This is a genomic window from Pseudomonas sp. RGM 3321 (genome assembly GCF_022836805.1).
Lineage (GTDB): Bacteria > Pseudomonadota > Gammaproteobacteria > Pseudomonadales > Pseudomonadaceae > Aquipseudomonas.
Map to the genome: position 1 here is coordinate 16553 of NZ_JALHBH010000082.1, position 25605 is coordinate 42157.

15 protein-coding genes are annotated in these 25605 nt (G+C 57.4%); 12 read left to right on the forward strand and 3 right to left on the reverse strand.

What is annotated here, in order from left to right; translation table 11 throughout:
- Positions 1–65 precede the first annotated feature (65 nt).
- On the reverse strand, positions 66–812 hold the full coding sequence (locus RGM3321_RS02040; RefSeq protein ID WP_244391324.1) for a TraX family protein: 747 nt from the start codon (positions 810–812) through the stop codon (positions 66–68).
- 99 nt (positions 813–911) lie between these two features.
- Here RGM3321_RS02040 and RGM3321_RS02045 point away from each other — a divergent pair, with 99 nt between their 5' ends.
- From RGM3321_RS02045 to msrA, 6 genes are all read left to right on the forward strand, one after another.
- Positions 912–1952, forward strand: coding sequence for a low specificity L-threonine aldolase (locus RGM3321_RS02045; RefSeq protein ID WP_058408322.1), 1041 nt, complete (start codon positions 912–914; stop codon positions 1950–1952).
- 124 nt (positions 1953–2076) lie between these two features.
- Complete coding sequence (locus RGM3321_RS02050; protein ID WP_244391326.1) at positions 2077–3519, forward strand: TldD/PmbA family protein; 1443 nt, start codon at positions 2077–2079, stop codon at positions 3517–3519.
- On the forward strand, positions 3519–4844 hold the full coding sequence (locus RGM3321_RS02055; protein WP_244391328.1) for a metallopeptidase TldD-related protein: 1326 nt from the start codon (positions 3519–3521) through the stop codon (positions 4842–4844). The genes RGM3321_RS02050 and RGM3321_RS02055 overlap by 1 nt, the downstream gene beginning before the upstream one ends.
- Before the next feature lie 9 nt (positions 4845–4853).
- Positions 4854–6266 (forward strand): multidrug transporter subunit MdtD, encoded by a 1413-nt coding sequence (mdtD, locus tag RGM3321_RS02060; protein WP_244391330.1) that lies wholly within the window; start codon positions 4854–4856, stop codon positions 6264–6266.
- A gap of 251 nt (positions 6267–6517) precedes the next feature.
- Positions 6518–9211, forward strand: a complete 2694-nt coding sequence (locus RGM3321_RS02065; protein WP_244391332.1) for a GGDEF and EAL domain-containing protein — start codon at positions 6518–6520, stop codon at positions 9209–9211.
- A gap of 147 nt (positions 9212–9358) precedes the next feature.
- Entirely contained in the window at positions 9359–10006 is a 648-nt protein-coding gene (gene msrA / locus RGM3321_RS02070) for a peptide-methionine (S)-S-oxide reductase MsrA (protein ID WP_244391333.1), read from the forward strand.
- A gap of 259 nt (positions 10007–10265) precedes the next feature.
- Here msrA and rlmJ read toward each other — a convergent pair whose 3' ends face one another.
- Positions 10266–11102, reverse strand: coding sequence for a 23S rRNA (adenine(2030)-N(6))-methyltransferase RlmJ (gene rlmJ, locus RGM3321_RS02075; RefSeq protein WP_244391335.1), 837 nt, complete (start codon positions 11100–11102; stop codon positions 10266–10268).
- Between the two features lie 378 nt (positions 11103–11480).
- On the opposite strand from rlmJ, the gene RGM3321_RS02080 reads away from it, so the two are divergent.
- Both RGM3321_RS02080 and RGM3321_RS02085 read left to right on the forward strand, forming a co-directional pair.
- On the forward strand, positions 11481–11711 hold the full coding sequence (locus tag RGM3321_RS02080) for a DUF3077 domain-containing protein (protein WP_244391336.1): 231 nt from the start codon (positions 11481–11483) through the stop codon (positions 11709–11711).
- Positions 11712–11834: 123 nt separating this feature from the next.
- A complete protein-coding gene (locus tag RGM3321_RS02085; protein ID WP_002555654.1) occupies positions 11835–12101 on the forward strand; it encodes a hypothetical protein in 267 nt (88 codons plus the stop codon).
- Between the two features lie 280 nt (positions 12102–12381).
- Here RGM3321_RS02085 and gbcB read toward each other — a convergent pair whose 3' ends face one another.
- Entirely contained in the window at positions 12382–13482 is a 1101-nt protein-coding gene (gene gbcB / locus RGM3321_RS02090; RefSeq protein ID WP_244391338.1) for a glycine-betaine demethylase subunit GbcB, read from the reverse strand.
- Positions 13483–13791: 309 nt separating this feature from the next.
- Here gbcB and gbcA point away from each other — a divergent pair, with 309 nt between their 5' ends.
- The 4 genes from gbcA (at position 13792) to RGM3321_RS02110 (ending at position 25604) form a co-directional block, all read left to right on the forward strand.
- Positions 13792–15090 (forward strand): glycine-betaine demethylase subunit GbcA, encoded by a 1299-nt coding sequence (gene gbcA / locus RGM3321_RS02095; RefSeq protein ID WP_244391340.1) that lies wholly within the window; start codon positions 13792–13794, stop codon positions 15088–15090.
- A 180-nt stretch (positions 15091–15270) separates the two neighbouring features.
- Entirely contained in the window at positions 15271–17691 is a 2421-nt protein-coding gene (locus RGM3321_RS02100; RefSeq protein WP_244391342.1) for a fibronectin type III domain-containing protein, read from the forward strand.
- Between the two features lie 803 nt (positions 17692–18494).
- Positions 18495–24173 (forward strand): PI-PLC X phosphodiestherase-like domain protein, encoded by a 5679-nt coding sequence (locus tag RGM3321_RS02105; protein WP_244391343.1) that lies wholly within the window; start codon positions 18495–18497, stop codon positions 24171–24173.
- 12 nt (positions 24174–24185) lie between these two features.
- On the forward strand, positions 24186–25604 hold the full coding sequence (locus RGM3321_RS02110; RefSeq protein ID WP_244391345.1) for a hypothetical protein: 1419 nt from the start codon (positions 24186–24188) through the stop codon (positions 25602–25604).
- Position 25605: the final 1 nt, after the last annotated feature.

Below are 25605 nucleotides of genomic sequence, written 5' to 3' on the forward strand. Positions count from 1 at the left end.
AGAGCGTCCGGAACGGCATGCGACGCGCAGCGGCGCATGATAGCTGCGCTCCTGCGTCGTAACGTTCAGACACGCTCCAACACTGCCCGTAAACCCAGCAATACCAGAAAGTGCAGCGGGTAGATCGCATAGGCCCAGCGCCGCATCGGGATCACTGCGAACTTCGGTTTGGTGCGCAGTAGCGCTATGCCCAGCGCAGGTGCCACCAGGCAGGCGGCTATCGAGCCAATGGAAATCGGATCGCCCCAGCTCGCGCCGGCAATCATCTGCGGCCAGGCATTGGCTGCGAGACAGAAAACTGCCGGAAACACCGAATACCAAAGGCGCTTTTGCAGCACCAACAGAAAAACCAGCGGCAGCAACACACCGGCAAAACCAAACATCAATTGTTGCTGAAAGACCGCGCCCAGCAGCAGGGCCACGATGGCCATGATCCGCGTCGTCACGTTGCGGTGCTGCCAGCTTTGAGCAATCAGCAGCCCCAGCAACAGGGTCGGCATCACGTTCAGCACGGTCACGTCTGCCATGAATAGCCGATACGGTATTTCTGATAGCGCTGCGAATGCCAGCAGCCAGCCCAGATAGCGCCATTGCACCCGCGGGGCCAGAATGGCTGCGCTGCGCCGTGAAAGGTTTACGGCAATTGCCAGACAGAACCAGGGAAAGGCGAAACGCCCCGGCACGTAAAGAAAATCAACTGACCAGCCTACATAGCGAAGATGATCGAGCACCATGCTCAGCATCGCCAGCCACTTGAGCAGGTCCAGCGCCTTGTTGCGTCCGGGCAGAAAAGGCGGGTTGGACAGATCCATATCGCTCCTGAATGGGGAATTGCGTCATGCAGTCAACACATGACCGAACCTTATATTGTCGCTACAGTGCGCACCATAATCGCCCATAAGGAATCGGCCATGACAGACCAAAGCCAACAGTTCGCCAGCGACAACTATTCCGGTATCTGCCCTGAAGCCTGGGCAGCCATGGAGCAGGCGAACAAGGGGCATCAACGTGCCTATGGTGACGATCAATGGACTGCACGCGCATCAGATGATTTCCGCCGTCTGTTCGAAACCGACTGCGAAGTATTTTTTGCCTTCAACGGCACAGCGGCCAACTCGCTGGCGCTGTCATCGCTGTGCCAGAGTTACCACAGTGTCATCTGTTCGGAAACGGCTCACGTTGAAACCGATGAATGCGGCGCGCCGGAGTTTTTCTCCAACGGCTCCAAACTGCTGACAGCACGCAGCGCAGGCGGCAAGCTGACCCCGGAGTCGATTCGCGAAGTGGCGCTCAAGCGTCAGGACATTCACTACCCCAAGCCGCGCGTCGTGACGCTGACCCAGGCCACCGAGGTAGGCGGCGTTTATCAGCCCGAAGAACTCAAGGCAATCAGTGCGACCTGCAAGGAGCTGGGCCTGCATCTGCACATGGACGGTGCCCGCTTCTCCAATGCCTGCGCCTTTCTGGAGGCCTCACCGGCAGAACTGACCTGGAAATCCGGCGTCGATGTGCTGTGCTTCGGCGGTACGAAAAACGGCATGGCGGTGGGTGAAGCCATCCTTTTTTTCAATCATGACCTGGCTGAAGACTTCGATTACCGCTGCAAACAGGCCGGGCAACTGGCGTCGAAAATGCGCTTTCTGTCTGCGCCGTGGGTCGGGCTGCTGGAAAACGACGCCTGGCTCAAACACGCCCGCCACGCCAACCATTGCGCACAACTCCTGGCCGAACTGGTCAAGGATATTCCAGGCGTGGAGCTGATGTTTCCGGTACAGGCCAATGGCGTGTTCCTGCAATTATCGGAACCGGCCATCGCAGCATTGACCGCCAGGGGCTGGCGTTTCTATACCTTCATCGGCAACGGCGGCGCACGCTTCATGTGCTCGTGGGACACCGAAGAAGAGCGCGTGCGTGAACTGGCAGCCGATATCAAACTGGTGATGCAGGGCTGAAGCGTCTGGCTCAAAGCTTGCAGGTGCAGCCTGGCAATCGTGGGGGTAATCTCCCTCCCAAAAGCAATCGGCTCAAAAGGCCGCCCGGACCTCACTGACCACCCTCAAGAAGGAGCTTGTCTGCATGTTCGATTTCTCCGCCCGGCTCAAGCAGCATTTCGCTGCTCTGCAGAGTGAAGCGCAATTCTTTTCCGTACGTTACGTGCACCGCACCGGCCAACGCCTGTGCGTGCGCAAGAATGTGGCCGAGCCACCGTCGCTGAGCAGCGACGAGGGCGCAATGCTGACCGTGCGCCTGAACGGCGTTGAAGCCTACGCTGCCACCAACGACATTTCCCGCCAGGGTTTGCAGGCCGCCTTGCAGCAGGCCGAAGCGCTGGCCCGTCGCCTGGCACCACACGCGTTGCTGAACCTGAGCGAGCAAGCCGTCTCGACTGCCAAAGCTGACTATTTGTCGCCACACATGGATCAAGCCTTCCCACCGCTAGGCGACTGCATCGGCCTGCTGATGGCCGAGTCCAGCGCCGTCCCGAAAGACGAACGGCTGGTCAACTGGCAGGCCATACTGGAGCTGGAAAGCGTCGAGCAGATCTACCTGAACAGCGCGGGCGCAGAGCTTCGTCAGGCACAACGCTTCGTTTTCCCCGGCATGAGCGTGACAGCCTACGACGGTCGTGACAGCCAGACCCGCACGCTGGGTGGCCATAACTTCGGCCAGCAGGGCGGCATCGAAGTACTGAGCAGTTGCGGCCTTATCGGCTCTGCGGCCAAGGTCGCCGATGAGGCCTTGCAGCTTATCCTCGCACCCAACACACCGTCAGGCCCACGCGACCTGCTGCTGATGCCGGATCAGATGGTTCTGCAGATCCACGAGTCCATCGGCCATCCGCTGGAACTGGACCGGATTCTAGGCGACGAGCGTAATTACGCAGGCACCAGCTTCGTCAAGACGACCGATTTCGGCACCCTGCAATATGGCTCCAGCCTGTTGAACGTGACGTTTGACCCGGACATTCCTGAACAACTGGCCAGCTATGCGCACGACGACGATGGCACGGCCGCCAGCAAACAGTTCCTGATTCGTGACGGCCTGTTGCAACGCCCGCTCGGCGGTGCACTGTCGCAATACCGCAGCGGCCTGGACGGGGTCGCTAACAGCCGCGCCTGCGGCTGGAACCGTGCGCCCATCGATCGCATGGCCAACCTGAACATCGAACCGGGCGACCAGTCGCTGGACGGCCTGATCGGTAACATTGAGCACGGCATTCTGATGTCGAGCAATCGCTCCTGGTCCATCGACGACGCGCGCAACAAGTTCCAGTTCGGCTGCGAATGGGGCCAATTAATTGAAAACGGTGAACTCAAGGGCGTGGTGAAGAACCCAAACTATCGGGCGATTTCTGCACAGTTCTGGAAAAACCTCAGCGCAGTCGGTGATGCCAGTACCTTCAAAGTGCTGGGCACACCCAACTGCGGCAAGGGTGAACCCAATCAGGTGATCCGTGTAGGCCATGCCTCTCCGGCGTGTGTTTTTGCCAATGTCGATGTGTTTGGAGGGGATGCCTGATGTCGCACCAACAGCAGTTCGAGGCGCTGGTCGCCGTGCTCAAGGCTGCCATCAGCCCGACGGAACACTTCACCCTGGCCTACGACGCCGAAGCGTCCGATTTCATTCGTTTCAACCACGGCCAGGTTCGGCAGGCCGGGAGTGTGCAGCAGGTCATTGCGACCTTCAAACTGATCGACGACGGGCGTCATGCCAATCTGGAAGTAACCTTGTCCGGGGATCAGGAGACCGACACCCGGCGCCTTTCCAACGCCTTGCAGCAATTGCGCGAAACCCTGCCTTCGCTGGCAAAAGATCCGTATCTGTTGCCCGACACACAGGCCTGGCAAAGCAGCAACGTGCAAGACCTGCCGCTGCCGGAAAGCGCGCAGGTGGTCGAGCAGATCAGCGAACTGTCAGGCGACCTCGATCTGGTGGGCTTTTACGCGGCTGGCCCGCTGTACCGGGGTTTCGCCAGTTCGTGGGGCGCGCTGGGCTGGCATCAGGCCAACAGCTTCAATTTCGACTGGAGCCTGTTTCATGAAAACGGCCAGGCGGTGAAAGCCAACTACGCAGGTCACGACTGGAACAACGAAGCGTTCGTGCAACGCTTTCAGCAGGCCCGTGAGCAGCTCGAATTTCTCGGCCGCCCACTGCACACCCTCAAGCCCGGTCATTACCGCGCCTATCTGGCTCCTGCGGCGCTGGACGAAGTCATTGGTATGCTCAGTTGGGGCGGCTTTTCCGCGCAAGCGGTGGCCAGCAAGCGCAGCCCGTTGCAAAGGCTGTATGACGGCGAGACTCATTTCAGCCCGCTGGTCAGCTTCGACGAGCAAGTCAGTGGCTCGCTCTCACCAGCTTTCTCACGCGAAGGCTACCCGCGCAAGGACCTGAAGCTGATCGTCAACGGGCAGGCCCGCGAGCGACTGGTGGACTCGAGCAGCGCCGCTGAGTACGACCTGCCTGCCAACGGCGCAGATTACGGGGAATCGCCCAGCGCACTGAGCATTGCCGGCGGCGCGCTGGAGCTGGACCAGATCCTTGAAAAGCTCGGCACAGGCCTTTACATCAGCAACCTGTGGTACCTGAACTTTTCGGATCGCGCTGCCGCACGTCTGACCGGGATGACACGTTTCGCAACGTTCTGGGTCGAAGACGGCAAGATCGTCGCACCGGTCAGCACCATGCGTTTCGATGACAGCGCCTACAGCCTGTTGGGTAGCGCACTGGAGGACCTGACTCGCGAGCGTGAACTGATTCTTCAATCGAGCACCTACACTCAGCGCCAGACAGGGTCGATTCAACTGCCCGGAGCTTTGATAAGCCGACTCACCCTAACCTTGTAGCAGGAGCTTATGTCGAACTCAGCAGCGCCGATCATGGATGAAAAGACCCTGCGCTGGATGCCCTGGGTCATCGCCATTGCGTTCTTCATGCAAAGCCTGGACGGTACGATCCTCAATACCGCCCTGCCGTCCATGGCCAGCTCTCTGGCTCAAGACCCCCTGCGCATGCAGTCGGTGGTTATCGCCTACATGCTGACCATCGCACTGCTGATCCCGGCCTCAGGCTGGATTGCCGACCGGTTCGGGATCAAGCGCATCTTCTTCAGCGCCATTTTGCTGTTCAGCGTCGGCTCGTTGCTGTGCGCGCTGTCCTGGTCGCTCAACGTGCTGGTGGCGGCGAGGGTGATTCAGGGGTTGGGGGGCGCGCTGATGTTGCCCATCGGACGCCTGATCGTCTTGCGTGCGTATCCGCGGTCGGAGCTGGTACGGATCATGGGGTTTATCACCGTGCCCGGCCTTTTGGGACCGTTGCTGGGGCCGACGCTTGGCGGCTGGATGGTCGAGTACCTGAGTTGGCACTGGATTTTCCTGCTCAATATTCCGGTCGGGATTCTCGGCTGCTACGCCGTCAAACACTTCATCCCCGACCTTCCCGGAGGCGGCCGAACGCGTTTTGACGGCATCGGGTTCATCCTGTTTGGCGCAGCAATGGTGCTGATCACCATTGCTCTTGAGGGGCTGGGCGAGCTGAACCTGCCACACATGCGCGTGGTGCTTCTGCTGTTTGCCGGGATGGGCTGCCTGGCAGCCTACTGGCTGCGCGCCGGGCACATTGAATCGCCATTGTTTGCCCCTTCGCTGTTTCGCACCCGGACGTTTGCCGTTGGCATTCTGGGCAATCTGTTCGCCCGTCTGGGCAGCGGAGCCTTGCCGTTCCTGATCCCGTTGCTGCTGCAAGTGGCGCTGGGGTATTCGCCCTCTGAGGCTGGCATGAGCATGTTGCCGCTGGCGGCTGCAGGAATGTTCGCCAAGACGGTAGCGCGTTGGCTGATCGAGCATATGGGCTATCGCCTCATTCTGACCGGTAACACATTGCTGCTAGGCATCCTGCTGGCAAGCCTGGCACTGGTGGATGTGCAGACGCCATACTGGGTTTTGCTGGTGCATCTGGGCCTGCTCGGTGCGGTCAACTCCTTGCAGTTCACAGCGATGAATACCGTCACCCTGATCGATCTGGACGATGCCAGCGCGGCAAGCGGCAACAGCCTGCTCTCGGTGGTGGCCCAACTCTCGCTGAGCCTTGGGGTCGCAAGCGCTGCGGCGTTGTTGGGCGGTTTCAGCGAGGAAGTTGCCACCGGCGAGCTGAGCAGCGTGCTGGAGGCTTTCCAGCTGACGTTCCTGAGCGTCGGGGTTCTGGCCATGTTTGCCGCCGGGATTTTCCTGCAGTTGCCAGCGAAAGGGGCCAAGGCCGCGACAACCTGATTGACAACCCTTCTGGACAAGAGCAAACCTGCATGGCGAAATCCCCCTTTAAAACAGGGAGTTTGCCCGAAAAGCGAGCAGTTTCAAGTATCCGACCAGATACATTGAAGAACCTGGGCAACCGGCCGACACTTTTATAGCACTAAGCCACTGTAGTCTCTTGTAAGCACGAGCCGCATCATGCAACCTTGCCATACGCGAAAGAGGGGTTTACGCCCGTCGCGACTAGTATTTCGGAAGCGAGTTTGTTCATGAAAAGCCAAACCGATGCTGCCGGTAGATCCGCAGCCGAGGTAGTGACGCAATTGCCAGTGCCTTCGCGCCTGGGCATGCTGCGTTTCGAGCGGCTGAATGAAGCCAATTGGGCGCTATTGTTTCTCGATCCGAATTGCGAAAAGCAGTTCGGCCTGCCCGCCGTCGACCTTTGCGCCTTGATTGGATCCCCTTATGCCAGCCTCATGGAGCCGCAAGCACGTTATCAACTGCATGACGACATCCAGCAGCAACTGGCTTCTTCTCCGAATTACCTGATTCGCTACACCCTGCACAGCCCCAAGGGTACGCTCGGCTTGCTGGAAATCGGCGAAGCCTACAAGCAGCACAATCGTCATCTGCTGCGTGGTTATTTTCTGATCGTCGATGGCCTTGTCACAGAAAGCGAGAGCGCCACTGACTCCGATCTCGAAACCCGTAACCTACGCCTGCAAATTGCCCTTGAACTCAACCAGCGCGCCCAGCGTGACCAGTTTGCGCATCTGGAACGCGTGCGTGCCCAGCAGGACCTGATCCTGCGTCTGACCCGGCATCGTTACACCACAGCCAATACCCTGCTGGAAGCGGCAAAGCTGATCACCAAAAGCGCCTGTGACATTTACGACGTCGATCATGTCAGTATCTGGAACCTCACCGACAAGCGTCTGGAGCCGATCACCGACTATCGTCGGGAAAGCGGCGACTATCAGTCGCGTACGCCGATTGATATCAGCGCCTACCCCACCTATCTGCAAGCGCTTAATACCAGCAGGGCGATTGACGCCAGCAATATCCAGACCGACCCGCGCACCCGCGAAATGGCCGAAAGCCTGACGCCTGGAGAAGACAAGGCGGTCCTCGATGCGAGTATTCGTATCGATGGCCAGGTCATTGGCGTGCTCTGCCTGGAACAATCCGGCTCGATACGCGAGTGGCAGTCCGACGAGATAGCCTTTGCTGGCGAGCTGGCCGACCAGTTCGCCCAGGTCATCAACAACCACAACCGTCGGGCCGCGACCAATGCGCTGCACCTGTTCCAGCGTGCGGTCGAACAGAGCGCCAACGCCTTTCTGCTGGTCAACTGCAACGGCGTGGTCGAATACGTCAACCCAAGCTTCACGGCGATCACGCAATACAGTTCCGATGAGGTCTCCGGGCACAAGCTCTCGGAACTGCCCGCGCTGGAAAACCTCAACCAGTTGCTGCTGGAAGCCAACTCCAGCCTGACCAACAGCAACAGCTGGCAGGGCGAGTTCAAAAGTCGACGCAAGAACCTCGAACCCTACTGGGGCCAGCTGTCGATTTCCAAGGTGTATGGCGATAATCGCGAGCTGACGCACTACATCGGCATCTATGAAGACATCACCCAGAGCAAGCTGGCCCAGCAGCGTATCGAGCGCCTGGCCTACACTGACAACCTGACCAATCTGGGCAACCGTCCGGCCTTCATTCGCAACCTGGACGAACGTTTTGCCCGTGACACCGACACGCCGATGAGCCTGTTGCTGGTCGACATCGACAACTTCAAGCGCATCAACGACAGCCTCGGCCACCAGACCGGCGACAAACTGCTGATCAGTCTGGCGCGCCGCCTGCGTAACACCCTGAGCCCGTCCGACGTGCTGGCGCGCTTTGCCAGTAACGAATTCGCCGTTCTGCTCGACAACACGGATCAGGAAGCCGGACAGGCCACCGCCAGTCAGGTTCTGGCCACGCTGGACAAGCCGATGTTCGTCGACAATCAGTTGATCAGCGTTACCGGCTCGGTGGGCCTTGCCTGCGCGCCGCTGCACGGCCGTGACCCGCAGACCTTAATGAAAAACGCCGGCCTGGCCCTGCACAAGGCCAAAGCCAACGGCAAGCACCAGGTTCAGGTGTTTACCGAAGCCTTGAATGCCGAGGCGAGCTACAAACTGTTCGTGGAAAACAACCTGCGCCGCGCCCTGACCCAGAACGAGCTGGAGGTGTTCTACCAGCCCAAGCTTTGCCTGCTGACCGGTCGTCTGCTAGGCATGGAAGCGCTGCTGCGCTGGAATCATCCTGAAAAAGGCATGATCCGCCCCGATCAGTTCATCAGCGTGGCGGAAGAAACCGGCCTGATCATCCCCATCGGCAAGTGGGTCGCTCGCCAGTCCTGCCGCATGAGCAAGGACCTCACCGCTGCTGGTTTCGGCAATTTGCATGTGGCTATCAACGTTTCACCCAAACAGTTTTCCGACCCGGAGCTGGTGTCATCGATTGCCGCTATTCTCAGAGAAGAAGAGCTGGACCCTTCGCTGCTGGAACTGGAACTGACCGAAGGCCTGTTGCTGGAAGCCACCGAAGACACGCGCCAGCAGCTGGACTCGCTGAAGAAACTTGGCCTGTCGCTGGCCATGGATGACTTCGGCACGGGTTACTCATCATTTAGCTACCTGAAGAAATTCCCCATTGATGTGATCAAGATCGATCGCAGCTTCATCCGCGATATTCCGGATGATGAAGACGACATGGAAATCACCTCTGCGGTCATCGCGATGGCCCACAACCTCAAGCTCAAAGTGGTCGCCGAGGGCATTGAAACCGCTGCACAGCTGACGTTCCTGCGTCGTCATCGTTGCGATGTGGGCCAGGGCTATCTGTTCGACAAGCCTATCCCCGGCGAAGAGCTTATCGAAAAACTGAAGCGCTACCCGCGCCGTCCGTCCGCCTGACAACCTTCCCTGCACCCTGCTCTCTCGGGCACACTGTCAGGCTGTTATTACACGGCAGCACTTGTTTCTGCGTGTAACGGGACCTATGTAACTCTGCTCATCCGTCCTGGCCCCTGCTGCCTGTCTCTAAACGAGAGGATATGGTTCATGACTCTGCGCTCGGAAATTCTAGTGAACAAAAACGTACTGCCCACCGCCGAACAAGCACTGCCGGGTCGTGAAACGCCTATGGCGCTTCCGGAAACTCATTTCGTCAACGGCAACCCGCTGCTGGGACCGTTTTCGAGCAATGTGGAATTCGCCATCTTCGGCCTGGGTTGCTTCTGGGGCGCAGAACGCCGCCTGTGGCAACAGGAAGGTGTGGTGAGCACCGTCGTGGGTTATGCAGGCGGATTTACCCCGAACCCGACCTACGAAGAAGTCTGCTCCGGTCTGACTGGCCACACTGAAGTGGTGCTGGTCGTCTACGAGCCCGAGAAAATCAGCTATGAGTCGCTGCTCAAGGTGTTCTGGGAAGCGCACAACCCGACCCAGGGCATGCGTCAGGGCAACGACATCGGCACTCAGTACCGCTCGGTGATCTATTGCACCATTCCCGAACAGCTCGACGCCGCCAAGGCCAGTGCCGAAACGTTCCAGGCGGAATTGAACAAGGCCGGGTTAGGCGCAATTACCACTGAAATCGAAGAAGCCCCGACGGTCTACTTTGCCGAGGCCTACCACCAGCAATACCTGGCCAAAAACCCGCAGGGCTACTGCGGCCTGGGCGGCACCGGAGTTTGCCTGCCGGCTTGATTCGCGCCTAGCGGCCCGAAAACAGCGTTTTTCAGGCTTCTGCCCGCAGGGCGTAGGAGCGAACTTGTTCGCGAAGATAGTAGTTCAGGTGACGCATTTTCGCCGAATATACTGGCCCTTTCGCGAACAAGTTCGCTCCTACGACCTACGGTCAGAATCAAAAGCGGGCTTATGTATAACGCTGAGCTCCGCGTGGGAATGCAGCTCTGGACGCTCTGCGTCCGCTAGGCAGCGCAACTCGGCCTGGCTATGAACACGCCTACTCGGCAATCAACCAGTCCATCTTCCACCCGCCCTGGGTCTGGCCCAGCTTGTCAGCCAGATAAGGCATCAGCTCACGCAGCTCCTCTTCCAGGCCCCACGGCGGGTTGGCGATGGCCAGGCCTGAGCCGTTGAGGCTGGCCGGGGTGTCCAGCGGGTGGACGAACAGCTCGACGCGCAGCAATTTGGGTGCGCCAGTCTCGGCCAGGTCCTGATAAAAACGCCGCAGCAGGCGCGGGTCCTTGATCGGGTACCAGATAGCAGCCACCGTCTGACGCATGCGCCCGATGGTTTCCTTGAGCGCTACAGCGCAGCGTTTCATTTCATCGAGCTGCTCGAACGGCGGGTCGATGAGCATCACGGCACGCTTTTCAGCCACCGGCAGCAAGGCGCGTGGCACATGCCAGCCTTCCCCCAGATGCACCGCCACGCGGCGGTCGCCCTTCATGTTTTCCTTGAGCAGACGCCCGTCTTCGGGGTGCTTCTCGTTGAGCAGCACACGCTCGCGCTCGCGGGTCAGGCGGCGGGCCAGCTCCGGCGAGCCGGGGTAGTAGCGCAGCTCGCCGTCGGGATTCATGTCGTGCAGCACTTGCAGATAATCGGAGGCCAGCGCGGGCAAGTCCGGTGTATCCCAAAGACGGCCGATGCCCTCCAGCCACTCTCCGGTGCGGGTGGCCTGATCGCCCTTGAGGTCGTATAACCCCAACCCCGCGTGGGTGTCGAGATAGGCGAACGGCTGCTCCTTGCGCGCCATCAGGGCGATCAAGCGAGTCAGAGTCAGGTGTTTGAACACGTCGGCGTGGTTGCCGGCATGGTAGGCGTGACGGTAATTCATGGCAGCTCCTGGCAAGCTGCGCAGTTTAGCAAACCTGAGCAATGAACAAGAATTTGTAACGAATTTGCGGGACTCGTCCCTTTCGTTTGAAGGAAATTTCCGAGAAACTCCCGCCCCCTTGTGCCTGCCGATTTCGATCACTACTCTGCGCCCGTCGCTGCATATTCAGCGATGAGGATTAGTAGCCCTCGTTATCCAGGCGCATTGCGCCACCTTGTGCAGGTGCCCTTTCACGGCCTGCATTTTTTATGGTGGTCGTGCGTGGGGCATCTTCGGATGCACCGGGGTTCCTGGACCGGGCTACTACCTGCGCATGATCACCACCCTCGCTTAGTAGCCGACGGTGATGGTCTTCTAAAACCTCAGGAGATACATCACATGCTAAAAATCGTCCCCGACCCACCCCTCTTCAACGCCCGCCCCAAAGTCAGTCACGAAGATGCACTGATGTATGCCAGCGACCTGCTGCGCTGTGCTGCTACAAGCGCCTGTGAATTCAGCGACAGCATGACCGGCGCGCAGCGAGACATGACGCTCACCATCATGCACCTGGTGGACATGGCAAAGGTCATGGTCGACAGCACAATAGAAAACCTGCAAACCGAATGAGCGCGACCTGAACTGAAAACGACGTACCTGTAGTCAATCCTGCCATGCGCGACGCACAGGACTTGCCCTTGGCAGTCTGCCCTACCAGAATCGGAAAAAAGCCCGATCAAAGGAACAGAAGCCATGATGCACGCAGATTTGATTGACCAGGAAGACCTGCTCGGCCAACTCAGAGCCTTGGGCTTCGAAGCACCCGGCGGCGCAACCGCTGAACAAGCCTGCGCGCAAGCCGTTTGCGGCCTGAACGCCGAACGCGCTACAGCCCTGCGACGTCTGGTAGAGCAACTCCTGACCGGCAGTGCCACCCTCCTCCCTGCCGTCCGCCAAGCCATCGACCAGCAACTGCTGCCAGCGCTGGCGGCTTATAAGCAGAGTCATAGTGGAACGTAACCGATAGGTGCCCTAAAGAACGCCTATCGTACCCACGCTGGAGCGTGCGGAAGGATGACACCAACTATCGTGCGACGCTCCGCGTCGCATGCCGTTCTGGACGCTCCGCGTCCGGTCTTGAACCTGCAGCGCGGCGTAGATTTGTGACGCAGAGCGTCACCCACGGCATTCCCACGCTGGAGCGTGAGGAACGATAGTCGTCAGAGAGATCACTATCGTGCCCATGCTCCGCGTGGGTATGCCGTTCCGGACGCTCCGCGTTACACAGTTTCAGGCGTGCTCAATACTCAATCCGCACATCCCCCTTCGGTACGCTGCAGCAGGACAGAATGTAGCCCTCTGCAACATCCTCGTCGGTGATACCGCCGTTGTGCTCCATTTCTACTTCGCCGCTCAGTTTCATGACCTTGCAGGTGCCGCAAATGCCCATACCGCAGGCTTTGGGGATCATCAGGCCGAGTTTGGCGGCGGCGGCGTGAACGGTTTCGCCCGGTGCCACGCGAATGCTCTTGCCGGTGTCGGTGAATTCCACCTGATGCAGGTCGGCGGCGTCGACATCCGGCGCGTCGGCTGCGATTTCGGCCTGCTCGACTGCATCGGCCCGCGCTTCGGGCGGCGTCGCGCCGAACGACTCTTCATGGTATTGAGCCATGTTGAAGCCGTTTTCCAGCAGCAGTCGCTTGACCGCCGCCATGTACGGCGTCGGCCCGCAGCAGAACACCTCACGGTCCATGAAGTCCGGGGCCATCAGCTCGAGCATTTTCTGGTTCAGGTAGCCGCGATAACCGGCCCACGGTTCACCCAATCCATGCTTTTCGCAGACCAGATGCAGGCTGAAGTTGTCGATCCGCGATGCCATGTGTTCCAGCTCGCGGTGATAGATGATGTCCTTGGGCGAGCGGGCGCTGTGCACGAACACCATGTCGACATTGGCGTTGGTGTCATAGAACCAGCGCGCCATGGACATCACCGGCGTGATGCCTACGCCGCCGCTGAGGTAGAGAATCTTCGGGTTCGGAAAGTCGATGGCATTGAACAGTCCGACCGGCCCGTGCACGGCCAGTTCCTGGCCTTCATCGAGGGTGTCATGCAGGTAATTGGAGACCTTGCCGCCCGGCACACGTTTGACGGTGATCGAAAAACTGTAGGGCACCGACGGTGAGCTGGAGATGGTGTAAGAGCGCATGATCGGCAGACCGTCTATCTCCAGCTCCAAAGTCACGAACTGCCCTGGCTTGAAGAAGAACATGATCGGCTGGTCGGCCATGAAGCAGAAAGTGCGTACATCCCAGGTTTCCTGGATGACTTTGACGACACGTACCAGGTGGCGACCGTTGGCCCATGTCTGGGTCGTGACCGGGCTCAGGAAACTTTGCGACATACTCGATCTCCACGGCCGACTGTCGGCCTCTCATGCTGCGGATTCTGCGTAACGCGCGAGGCGGCCATTTACCTATCAACGACATTCACGTACTTACCGCGACCAGCCCCGAACAACAAGGGCTGTCGCGTCGGGAACGGATGCGGCCATGTCGCCCATGGATAAGGTTCACTCAGCGCCCGGCTCCACACTCGCCACCAAGGGTCATGAGCATGATCGACTGATCTATCGTCATGCGTGCAACGCGATCACACCCGTATCAGCCACATTCGCAGGCCGCCCATGCCGCGGTCATGAGGGATTTAATCGATGGACGTCACCGCAACCTTGAGCCTGGGCGATCCGCTGGAACCTGCACGCAAGGCCACTGCCGAGATGCTGCAGAATCGCGAGCGCACGTACTCGCTGCCGCAGCCTTTCTACAGTGATGAGCGACTGTTTGAAATCGACATGCAGGAAATCTTTCACAAGGAGTGGCTGATTGCCGGGATGACGTGCGAAATCCCGACCAAGGGCAATTACCTGACGCTGCAGATCGGCAAGAACCCGATCCTGGTGGTGCGCGGTCCGGACGGTGCCGTCAACGCGTTCCACAACGTATGCCGCCATCGCGGCTCGCGCCTGTGTACTGCCGAGAAAGGCAAAGTCGCCAAACTGGTTTGCCACTACCACCAGTGGACCTATGAGCTGGACGGGCGCCTGCTGTATGCGGGTACTGAAATGGGCGACGACTTCGACATGAAGCAGTTCGGCCTCAAGCCGGTGCACGTCAAGACCGCAGGCGGTTACATTTTTATCAGCCTGGCGGAGAACCCGCCCGCCATCGACGAGTTCCTGTCGACGCTGCGGCACTACATGGAACCCTATGATATGGAGAACACCAAGGTGGCGGTGCAAACCACCTTGATGGAAAAGGCCAACTGGAAGCTGGTACTGGAGAACAACCGCGAGTGCTATCACTGCGGTGGCTCGCACCCAGAGCTGCTCAAAACCCTGCTGGAATGGGACGATGTCACAGACCCGCGCGCTGATCAGGCCTTCAAGGACCACGTAGCTGCTTCCGCCGCCGCCTGGGACGCCGAGAAAATCCCCTACGCCCACGCCAGTTTCGGCCTGCGTAACCGTATCGTGCGCATGCCGCTGCTCAAAGGCACGGTGTCAATGACTCTGGACGGCAAGGTCGGCTGCAAAAAACTGATGGGCCGCATCCAGAATCCTGACCTGGGCTCGATGCGTATTCTGCATTTGCCGCACTCCTGGAACCACTGCATGGGCGATCACATCATCGTATTCACGGTGTGGCCGATAAGTGCGCAGGAAACCATGGTCACCACCAAGTGGATTGTCCACAAGGATGCGGTCGAGGGCGTCGACTACGACGTGGAACGCATGCGCCAGGTCTGGGATGCCACCAATGATCAGGACCGCCGTCTTGCGGAAGAAAACCAGCGCGGCATTAACTCTACCGCCTATCAACCCGGGCCTTATTCGAAAACCTATGAGTTCGGCGTGGTCAACTTCGTCGACTGGTACAGCTCGCGCATGCTGGAAAACCTTGGGGCAGAGCCTGCACCGTATTTGAAGGGTGTGGCGGTGAATCACGAGTAGAGATTGCCCCCGCCAACGCGATCCTACAAGGCAGACTCACTTCAATCATGAAGTGAGTCTGCCTTGGTCACACCGACACAAAAGCCCTCGCGCCGATACCGTCATTTCTGACAGTTACCTGAAAACTCCTCTCGTGATCAACTCCCGTTGCAGTCAATCCAACGGACGGAGACACGGACCATGCTCAACCCAAAAATCATTAATCAATATAAAAACAAGAAGGTCGACGCCGCATCGACCATGACGGATATATCAGGGAAAAACATCCTCATGGGCTTCTGGCATAACTGGCCGTCTGAATCAGGTCAGGGTTACCAGCAAGGTATGTTCAAGGAAATGGCGCTGACCGACATCGACAAAGCCTATAACGTCATTGCAGTGGCGTTCATGAAAGGCGCAGGCATCCCCACTTTCAAGCCTTACAATCTGACTGATGAGGCGTTCCGTGCTCAGGTAGCGGAGCTGAATTCACAGGGTCGGGCTGTGCTGATTTCGCTGGGCGGGGCTGACGCGCACATCGAGCTGCATGCCGGTCAGGAAGAAGCACTGGCGTACGAAATCATTGACCTGTGCGAAACCTATGGCTTTGACGGCCTGGATATCGACCTTGAACAAGCGGCCATTACCTTTGCCGATAACCGGACCGTATTACCCGCCGCACTGAGGTTGGTGCGCGAACATTACGAGACCGAAGGCAAGCATTTCATTATCAGCATGGCTCCGGAGTTTCCTTATCTTCGGTCGGCTACCCGCAACACACCGCTGCTGAAAGAAATCACCACCGACTTTCCGTTCCTGAAAGAGGCCGTCGCCTTCCTCTCGTCCTTCAGAAGTGGTGGCGCTTACCTCGCTTATATCGAGGCGCTTGAGGACCTCTATGACTTTATCGCCCCTCAGTACTACAACCAGGGTGGCGACGGCATATGGGTCGACGAGCTCAGCCTGTGGGTGACGCAAAACAATGATGCCCACAAGAAGGAATTTCTCTATTACCTGACCGACAGCCTGATCCACGGCACGCGTGGCTTTACCAAAATCCCGGCGAACAAGCTTGCGATCGGCTTGCCCACCAATAATGACGCCGCCGCGACAGGTTATGTGATCAACCCGGACGACGTGAAATACGCCCTGGACAAACTGCAGTCCGACGGCAACCCGATTCGCGGGCTGATGACCTGGTCGGTCAACTGGGACGATGGCAAGCCCAAGGATGGCGCCGCCTACGACTGGGAATTTGCCAAACGCTACGGCTATCTCACCAGCGGCGAAACGCCCGTACCTGACAAGCCTTCAGTGCCCACTGACCTCAGATCAACCGAGCAAACCCCAAATTCGGTGAAGCTCGTCTGGTCGCTGTCGGTAGGCCAGAACCCGGTGCTGCGCTATGAGCTACGTCGCAACAACAGCGTCTCCTTATTTGCGGACAGCCCGTCGTATAACGATACCGGCCTTCAGCCCGACACCACTTACAGTTACGAGGTACGTGCCATTGATGTCATGGGCAACACCTCGGCATTCTCCACAGCGATCAGCGTGAGTACACAGGCAGGAAGTGGCGGTGGCGCGAAACCGACAACACCGGTCTTGAGCCTGTCAGGCGTCACCGATAAAAGTGTGTCGCTGACATGGACGGCGTCTATCAGCCACATCGGACTCGAAAGGTATCAAATTGGCCGGGATGGCTGGCCTATTGAAGCGGTCAATCGTGAAACCACCCACTACACCGATAACAACGTCACTGCCGATACCGAGTATGAGTACTACGTCGTGGCACAAGATTCCAACCTTCAGTGGTCAGAGGTCAGTAATCTATTAAAGGTCTCGACGACTGGCGAAACACCTGTACCTGGTAAACCTTCAGTGCCTGTTGGTTTGCGATCAACCGAACAAACCACGTCATCGGTGACGCTCGACTGGAGTCTTTCGACGGGCCCCGGCGGCCCATTCAAGTATGAGCTCTTCAGAAATGACCTCTCGTTGGGTAGCGACGCAACCCCTCCCTTTACCGACGATGGTCTTTCGCAAGGCAACCTTTACGGCTATCAGATCAAAGCCATTGACAGCCAAGGGAACAGTTCCGAGCTTTCTGAAGAAATCCTGGTAACGACAAAAACCGAGGCATCACCTGATCGACCTACGCCACCCGGCAACTTGCGTCAGACCGGCGTAACGGAGACCAGTGTTTCGTTGGCCTGGGACAAGTCTGACAGTGGTCCAGGCATCAAATCTTACTTTGTGTATCGGATTGGCGCGGACCGGGTGCCTGTCGGGCCAGAGGTACTCGCGTGCACCATTGAAGGCTTGACCCCAGACACCACGTATCACTTTATCGTCGGCGCATACGATACAGAGGACAAACTATCTGGCCCGAGTAATGTTGTACAGGCGTTCACCACCAGCGCAGCGTTGCGTGAATGGAAAACAGATACCGACTACTTGAAGGGGGATAAAGTAACCCATGGTAATGCGACCTATATCTGCCTTAATCCTCACCACTCACAAATAGACTGGCGGCCGGGCAACGCGCCGACGCTATGGGCGCTTTGGACAGAGCAGGAAGGCGCCTGGCGTTTTCGCGACTTTCCGAAAGAATGGCAGTGATTCTCGTAATGTCGTGTATCTGCTGTCATAGCCTCTGAAAAGGGCTCGTCAACGTAACGACCCATCGACTTATCCACAGCGCTTCTTAAACGTTTATGGATAAGTCGATCCGACGGCTATAAATACTAGACTTCGTGAGCACCTATCCAGCGTTCACCTCCAGCACGACACCTGTATATTTTTTGTTCAACCCCCTGTAACCCTTGTGTTCATTGGGATACAGAAGAGCACAAACACCTTATCCACAGAAGCGCCAACAGACTTTGGGTACAACTTCATCCACATCAGCTTGCCTACTGTGGACAATGTATGAAATGGCTGAAAAATCACCCGAATGATCCGCCACTGCACGCAAAACCCTGCTTTGATCACTTTTCGTACAAAACCTCAAAAGCCTTTATTTACAAGGCTTGCAGGTAATCACAAACAACTTGTCCACAAGCACGCTAACAGAGATTGTGGGCAAACCCAGTGGTCGGCAGATGGCAGTGCGGATTTATCCACAAAAAAATGCGATAAAAATAACGAGTTAGATTGATCGTTTTTTGATCACCACTCCAAAAGCCACGTCCTACAAGCCCTTCGGACGTTCACGAACACATTATCCACAGGCACACGCACAGGGATTGTGTGTAAGTCTTCCCGAAAAGAACATTTATGCACTGACCTGTCAGGTTTGATAGGTATCTGAACGCCTGTTGTGCGTATAGGATTTTTCAATGCATTGCCATGGATGGGGAGTGCATTACCAACTCACTGTGAATGGACTCGGGTGTGGCGTGAAAAAATATCAAAGGATTGTGATGTCGGTGGCATTTTCCAGCGGCCTTCTGTTGGCCTGGCTGGTCACCGCGGCCCCTGGCGTGAGCCCTTCTGAATCATCTCCATCGGCCTCGACTGTTCCCGTCTGGGCAGCCGGTGAAGAAGTGAATGCGGGCACTTTCGAGCAGCCACGACGGGCAGGAGAACCTGCTTTCAAAGGCGCGGTATTCCTCGACCTGACCGGGAAAGGCAGCGTGTTCTATACCGCTGCATTCGACAGTCAGCCTGGTCAGCCTGATCCGGCCTTTCCCGATACGCCACGTTCAACCGAATTCTGGACCTACGCCGGCCAGCACTCAGGTCTGGGGCCGGACCTAAAGACGTTCGAGGAGCCCACCCGCATTGGTGCTCTGCACATGGGTCTTATTGATAACAAAAAGGCCTTGTTAAGCTCGAAACTGGACGCAACCCCCAGCGCCGAAACGCCTTATCCCACCACAGCGCAGAGCAATGATTTCTGGGACTTCATCGGGTTCTTTGACAAGCCCGGTACGCCTGAAGCAATGAAAACAGATCAGGATCTGGTATGGCCTGGCGTATTCGTATATTTCGAGCAGACCAAAACCGTTTATCTGGCACAGCACACCGGACGCCCAAGCGTCGATACATGGCCTGCACCCGGCACAGAGCAAGGCGCTGGGTACTGGAAGTTTGCGGGGACCCTGTCAGGCATCCTGGTCCCCCTTCCCAAACCCTGGACCGACATGAGCACGTCGAAGGGCTCTTATTATCGCAACCCGCTCACCCCGCTACGCAGTCACTACTACGCATCCACATTTATCGGGTTTGCGCCCCTTCTGAATGCAGAATTCCCCGATGACGCGCAGAGCAATCAGAACTGGGACTATCGCGGCGTACATGAAGGCTCATATACAGACCTGAAAGCCTTCGGAGAAAATACGGCGCTCGACAAACTGCATCGCGCCAAACTGCAGGGCAAGTGGGTTTCGTTCGCGGCGCACTTCGCGGGGGCAGTTGAACAGCCTTACCCAACCTCGCCTACCAATACCACTTATTGGGGAGTGCGCCGCATCACCCAGGATGCCGGAACCTGGTGGGACCCCAGAACCGATCTGGACACCGAGACCTGGGTCGGCGCTATCCATTCAGCTCCGCAGGGCCAGGGGAAAGCGCTGTACCGTTCGCTGACATCCTGGACCGCGCCGGCAACCGGCTGGGATTACAGCCAGACCGACGAGTTTCAGTCGTTGGGGACTTCCCTCCATGCAGGAACAGTGGCCGACCCCAAGACCCAACAGGAATTTACCTGGCCCGGCGCGGTGCATAAAACGCTGATCGACGGCACTCCCGTTTATTTCGTATCACTGGCAGAGGGCTTTCCCTCCGAGCATGACTGGCCATTGCCGACGACACCAGAAAACAACGAGCACTGGTCGTATATCCCAGAGATACCACCGCTGGGTACTTTCGAAGCTCCGAGGCAATTTGCTGACTACAGCCAGGCAGGTTCGGTCTACGTGGATGGCACTGTTCCGGGCTCGCGCACGTTCTATGTTTCCAATTACGAAGGCTATCCCGCCAATGATCTCGACAACTTCTCGACTGTGGGCATCGTCGATCCGTACTGGGTCTACGCCGGCAGACACGCAGGCACATGGAGTGACTTCAAGCCCTTCGATGACTTCACCCGGATCGGCGCACTGCATGAGGCCTCGATAAAAGGTCAGCGTGTAGTACTGCGCTCACTGTTCGACGGCATGCCCTCCGCAACGACGCCCTACCCGAATGATCTCGCCAGTAACACATACTGGGAGTTCGTCACGGTGTTCAAACATGCCGGCACGGCAGACGACCTCAAAGACCGTGATGACGCCACGTGGCCGGGCGCACTTCACCTGGATGACAATCAGCACATCATTTTTGCGGCCCGACAGCAGGCTCAACCGGTTGCAGGGGGCTGGATTTATCCGGTGGGCGAAACAAGCGATGATCAGTGGAGCTACGTGACCTCACTCAACGGCGGCACCGCCGAAACGCCACGCGAACGTAACGACATCAACACGCCCGGCGCCATCTTTGCCGACCAGCTTGGCCTGACCCGTCAAAAACTTTTTCGCTCCAGATTTGCCGGATTTGCCCAGGATGTGGATGCCGTCTATCCCTCAGGTGAAGAATCCAACACGTTCTATGAGTACGCCGGAGAACATGCCGGCACCTTCTCGGACCCAAAACCCTTCACCGATCCTACCTGGCCGGATGCGATACACGTGGCCACCATCAATGGCCAACGGGCGTTCCTCAAATCGAAGATGACCGGAAAGCCCACTTCGCAAACACCTTACCCGCAAGCCCCCACAAGTACAGACTTCTGGGAGTTCATGTTTACCTCAGATCAGGCGGGCACTTACGCCGACCCCAAATCAATGAGCGGCCAGACCTGGATTGGCGCTGTCCACGAGTACAGCTCATCAGGCAGGCGCCAGCTTTACATCGCTCAGCAGTCGGGAAACCCGATCGCCGACAATTGGCCTCTCCCGACTTCGGGCGACACTCAGTATTGGAAAGTGCTGGGCCTGGTCCGGCACAAAGGCACGTTTGCCGATCCGAAAGACTTCGATGAAATGACCAGCCAGGGGCTGATTCACGCCACTATCGTTGACGGGCAGCGCGTCTATTATCGCGCCATCGCACGAGGCGTTCCTCAAGCCAATGACTGGAGTTACCCTGCGCTCGGGACCGACAACGAGCACTGGGAGTATCTGGGCACAAACCTTCCCGAGGGCACCTGGGCCGATCCGAAAGGCGACTCCGGCTTTACCACGCCGGGCAGCATTCACGCGATGCAAGCCAGAGACCGTACTCTGTATCTGCTTTCCAAGGTCGATGGACTGCTTGCCGAGCACGACTGGCCGATTCCGCTGGTCGGAGAAAATGATTACTGGACAGTAGTCGGGGAATCCCGGCATTCGGGCGAGATTATCGACCCCAAGGATCAGCAGGAAGTGACCTGGACCGGGGCGATTCATATGCGCCAGGTCGAAAACACCAGGCGTTATTACCGCTCGAAGATTACGGGCAATCTCGCGGTCATCGGCATCGATCACCCGCTTCCGCTGGAGGCAACCGACAACGCCTGGTGGGAGTTCGCGGGGCAGGCCTCTCACCAAGGCACACTGACTGATCCAGTGCAGATGGGGGAGATGATCAGGCCCGGAGACACTGTCAGGGTCATCCATACCACGGACGAGTATTACCAGGCTCGCTTTGCCGGTGTTTTCAATACCGAGCATCCGCTGCCTGACTCACAGCAAAGCAATGACAACTGGTTTTATGTAGGTAAAAGTGCCTTTGCAGGCACCTTGCAATCGCCCAAGGACGCTTACGAAATCACCTGGCCCGGTGCGATTCACCGCTTTGAAGTTGATGGAAAGGCTTACTTCGCAAGGTCCCTCATCGATGGCGCTCCCGGCCAGGAAGGATGGCACTATCCGGCACCGCCTGACAGTAACGAGCAGTGGTCTTACCTGGACATGGGCATTCACGCGGGCAGTTGGCTCGATCCGAAACCTGAATCCGATGCGACCTGGCCAGGCGCGTTGCACGTGGTGAAGATCCCCACCGGCATTGGCGAAAGTTGCGCCCGATGGTTCTACAGATCAAAAATCTGGGGGCATGTAGCGGATGATAAAGAGGGTTACGCGAACGAAAACAACTTTGATCGTGTGGGGTTTTCGATTTACCAAGGCACGCTGAACAGTCCCAAATATTTCGACCAGCCAACCTGGGCGGGTGCCATCCATCTGGACCGGGAAACGCGATTTATGTTTGAAGCCAAAAAATCCGGCGAGATGAACGTTGATGTAGGCGAGCGGCCAAAGACCCCCACCGATAACGACTCCTGGCACTTTCTGGGCGTCAGCAGGCACTCCGGAACCGAAAACGATCCCAAGGAATGGGATGAATACACGTGGCCCGGACGTCTGCATCGCTATGAGTATGATGGCAAAACACTCTACTTCCGTGCACAGATGACAGGGACACCTTCAACACATAACTGGTACTACCCCACCGATGAAAGCAGCACCGAGCAGTGGGCCTATTACGGTACAACGTCCCATGCAGGCACTTTTGCCGACCCTCATATACCTGACGAAGTTACGTGGAGGGGAGCGATTCATCGCGTAGAAAAAGATGGCATACGGTTCTATTTCAAAGCCAGAAGCGCTGGCATACCCGAGCAGCAGAAATGGACCTACCCCACGGACGCGACGAACAATGAGCATTTCATCTACGTAGCGACCGAAAGACACGCCGGCACGCTCAGCGATCCCAAGGATGAGAAGGAGCCCGTCGTACCGGGCGATTATGTAAAAACACCCCATGAGGGCATTGATCTTTATTTCATTGCAAAAAACAGCGGCGTTCCTTCATTCAATGACTGGCCGTTCCCCTTCGACCTGCGAGACACCGAAAACTGGGTTTTCTATGGCATCTCCAGAAACGCAGGCACCCTCGATGCCCCCAAGGAGTGGGACGAAGTCAGTTGGCGCGGCGCCGTGCATGTGCGCAACGTCAGCGGGATGCGTTTATTGTTTAGCGTGAACTCCGACAAGGAGGGCATTCCAGAACAGGACAAGTGGACGCTGCCTCCGAACGCGCCACTGGATGCGGACGAAGAAAAGAAGCCTCCGGCTCTCGTCGAAAAGTCGCCGGCCTGGAAGTTTCTTCAGGTCACGCACCTCAATGGAACACGCGATCAGCCCAAAAGCCTGGCTGACTGGACGCAGAATGGCCTTGTCCATCAGACAACCATCGACTATCAAAGCATGTTGTTCAGGTCGAAGTTCACAGGCAAGAACGACTACCCCAAAGAGCAGCCCGCTAAAGGCGACCCTGTTGCCGACAAGAGCTCTACATGGTGGGAGTTCTTCCGCAAGGGACGAGGCACGTTCGAAGTGCCCAATACCTGGAACGACTACGCGTACCCGGATGATATCTACAGCTACGACTACCATGGCGAACGGTTGTTGTTCCGTGCAGAAAAAGAGGGTCGTCCGTCCGAAACGGGCCGGTACTTTCCAACCTCGGAGTACAGCACGTCAGACTGGACATATCTCTACAAAAATGAAGGTAACTACGCCGATCCCAAAACATGGAATGAATTTACGCGTGTGGGGGAAATCCATCGTCACGATCACGACGGCCAGACGTGGTTCTTCAAGGCCTTGCAGGAGGGCAGCCCTGCCAGACACAACTGGTATTACCCTGCTGGTGCCGCAGACAATGTTTTCTGGACCTATGCCGGCAAGCATGCAGGCACCTGGCAGGACCCGAAGGAATGGAACGAGCCTACTTATCCTGGTGCCATTCACTCGCTGAATAACATCACTTTTTACCGTTCGAAATTTTCCGGTAACGCGGCGACGCACTATTGGTACTACCCGACCTCCGAAACAGAAAACGCCTACTGGATCAAGGTCAGCAAGGACGCTTATGCAGCGCCGGGCATCAATGATTTTACCAGGACATTCGATCAGTACACCTGGGTCACCGCGCACAACGCTTATCTGGACGCCATTACCCCGCAATTAGAACGCGGTATCAGGGGGTTTATGCTGGATATTCACATGGATGTGGGCGATAACAACGGGCAAAAACGGGTTCGGCTATGCCATCTGCCGGCGATCGGTGCATGCTGAGCGGACGCCCCCTTGTTAAGCGACGTGCTCAGAGAGTTTGTTGCCTATATGCAGAAAGACCGAAATGCCGTCATTTCCCTGCTGTTCGAATCGACGCTGAGCTCAGACGAACTGCTTCCGGTGCTGGAGCAAGTGCCGGAATTGGCAGATTACAGCCATGTGTCCAATGGATACAGCTGGCCAACGCTTAGGGAAATGATCGACAGTAACAAACGCCTCGTCATGTTATCGAACGGAGAAGTGGCCAAAAGGTACACGCTGGCCGGCAAGCAGGCCGAGGTTCTTTGGGCACCCAATACAGAAGTCGAGAACACCTATAACCTGGGTATAACGTCGCTGGTTCATGACTGGCAATGCAAAAGCCGCTACGGCTCCATGGACCTTTCATTGCGCACCCGTGACGGTGGTTTGCCGCGGCTATTCGTTCTTAATCAATTCCATGCCTGGGGCAGTACTACGCTGCATGCAGGAAACATGGACAACAACCTGACCTGGTTGCAGCGCCGGGTGGAAAACTATTGCGGCGAAGCAACCGGTTGGCGCAAACCCAACTACCTGGGCATTGATTTCAACCAGGTGGGTGACGCGCTGCCCTATGCTGCGGCGCTTTCTCAAGGCGGTCTCTATTTCTACGAAGACAACCGGGCCAACCGTGCGGGGGACACCTCCTGCGTATTGCCGGTGAATCAGGGTGGCGGCACCAGCGGCGTTCAATATGACATGAAGCTTGCCTCACGCGGGTGTGAGAACGACGAACTCCGGTCAATGGAACTTGAGGGTGTTCGAGCGGGCACGCGTATAGAACTGTACGACAACCCCGACGCAGATAAGCAGGATGACTTCACACTGATAGACGTCAAGCAATCGATTCCCATGGGCAAAAGGGTGCGAATCGATTCATTCGAGGGCTCGGCCGATACGTTCTATTACCGCAAGGTCGCCTCTCACAATAATGGGCTTGACGGTAAGGTTTCACGAATAAAAGTGCTTAACAAACCAGACGATAACGACATAAGCGACGCAAGCATTGTGTTCTATGAGGGCAATGGGGCAACACAGAATATTGTCTGCACGGTGCCCTTCAATGTGGACAGACAATTCAAAATGGGCAGTGGCAATAACAGCTATGGCTGCGACAACGATGAAATACGCTCTGCCAAAATACTCAAGGCCGGCAAGGGCTCGTGGTTCTCGGTGACTGGCAGGCCGGACGGAGGCTATGGTCAAGGCCTTACAACCGTGACGTTCAAACGAGCCATCTTGCTACCCATCACGATTTCGAGTTTCAACCGAAGTTACGAAAACGCGGATATCAAAGTTGAGGTCAGCAATGGCGGTGGTCTGGACGGGAGTATTTCCTATGCCTACTTCCGGCCTCTCTCCGGGCAGAAAGGCAAACCGCCCATCAAAAAGGGCAGCACAAGACCATAGC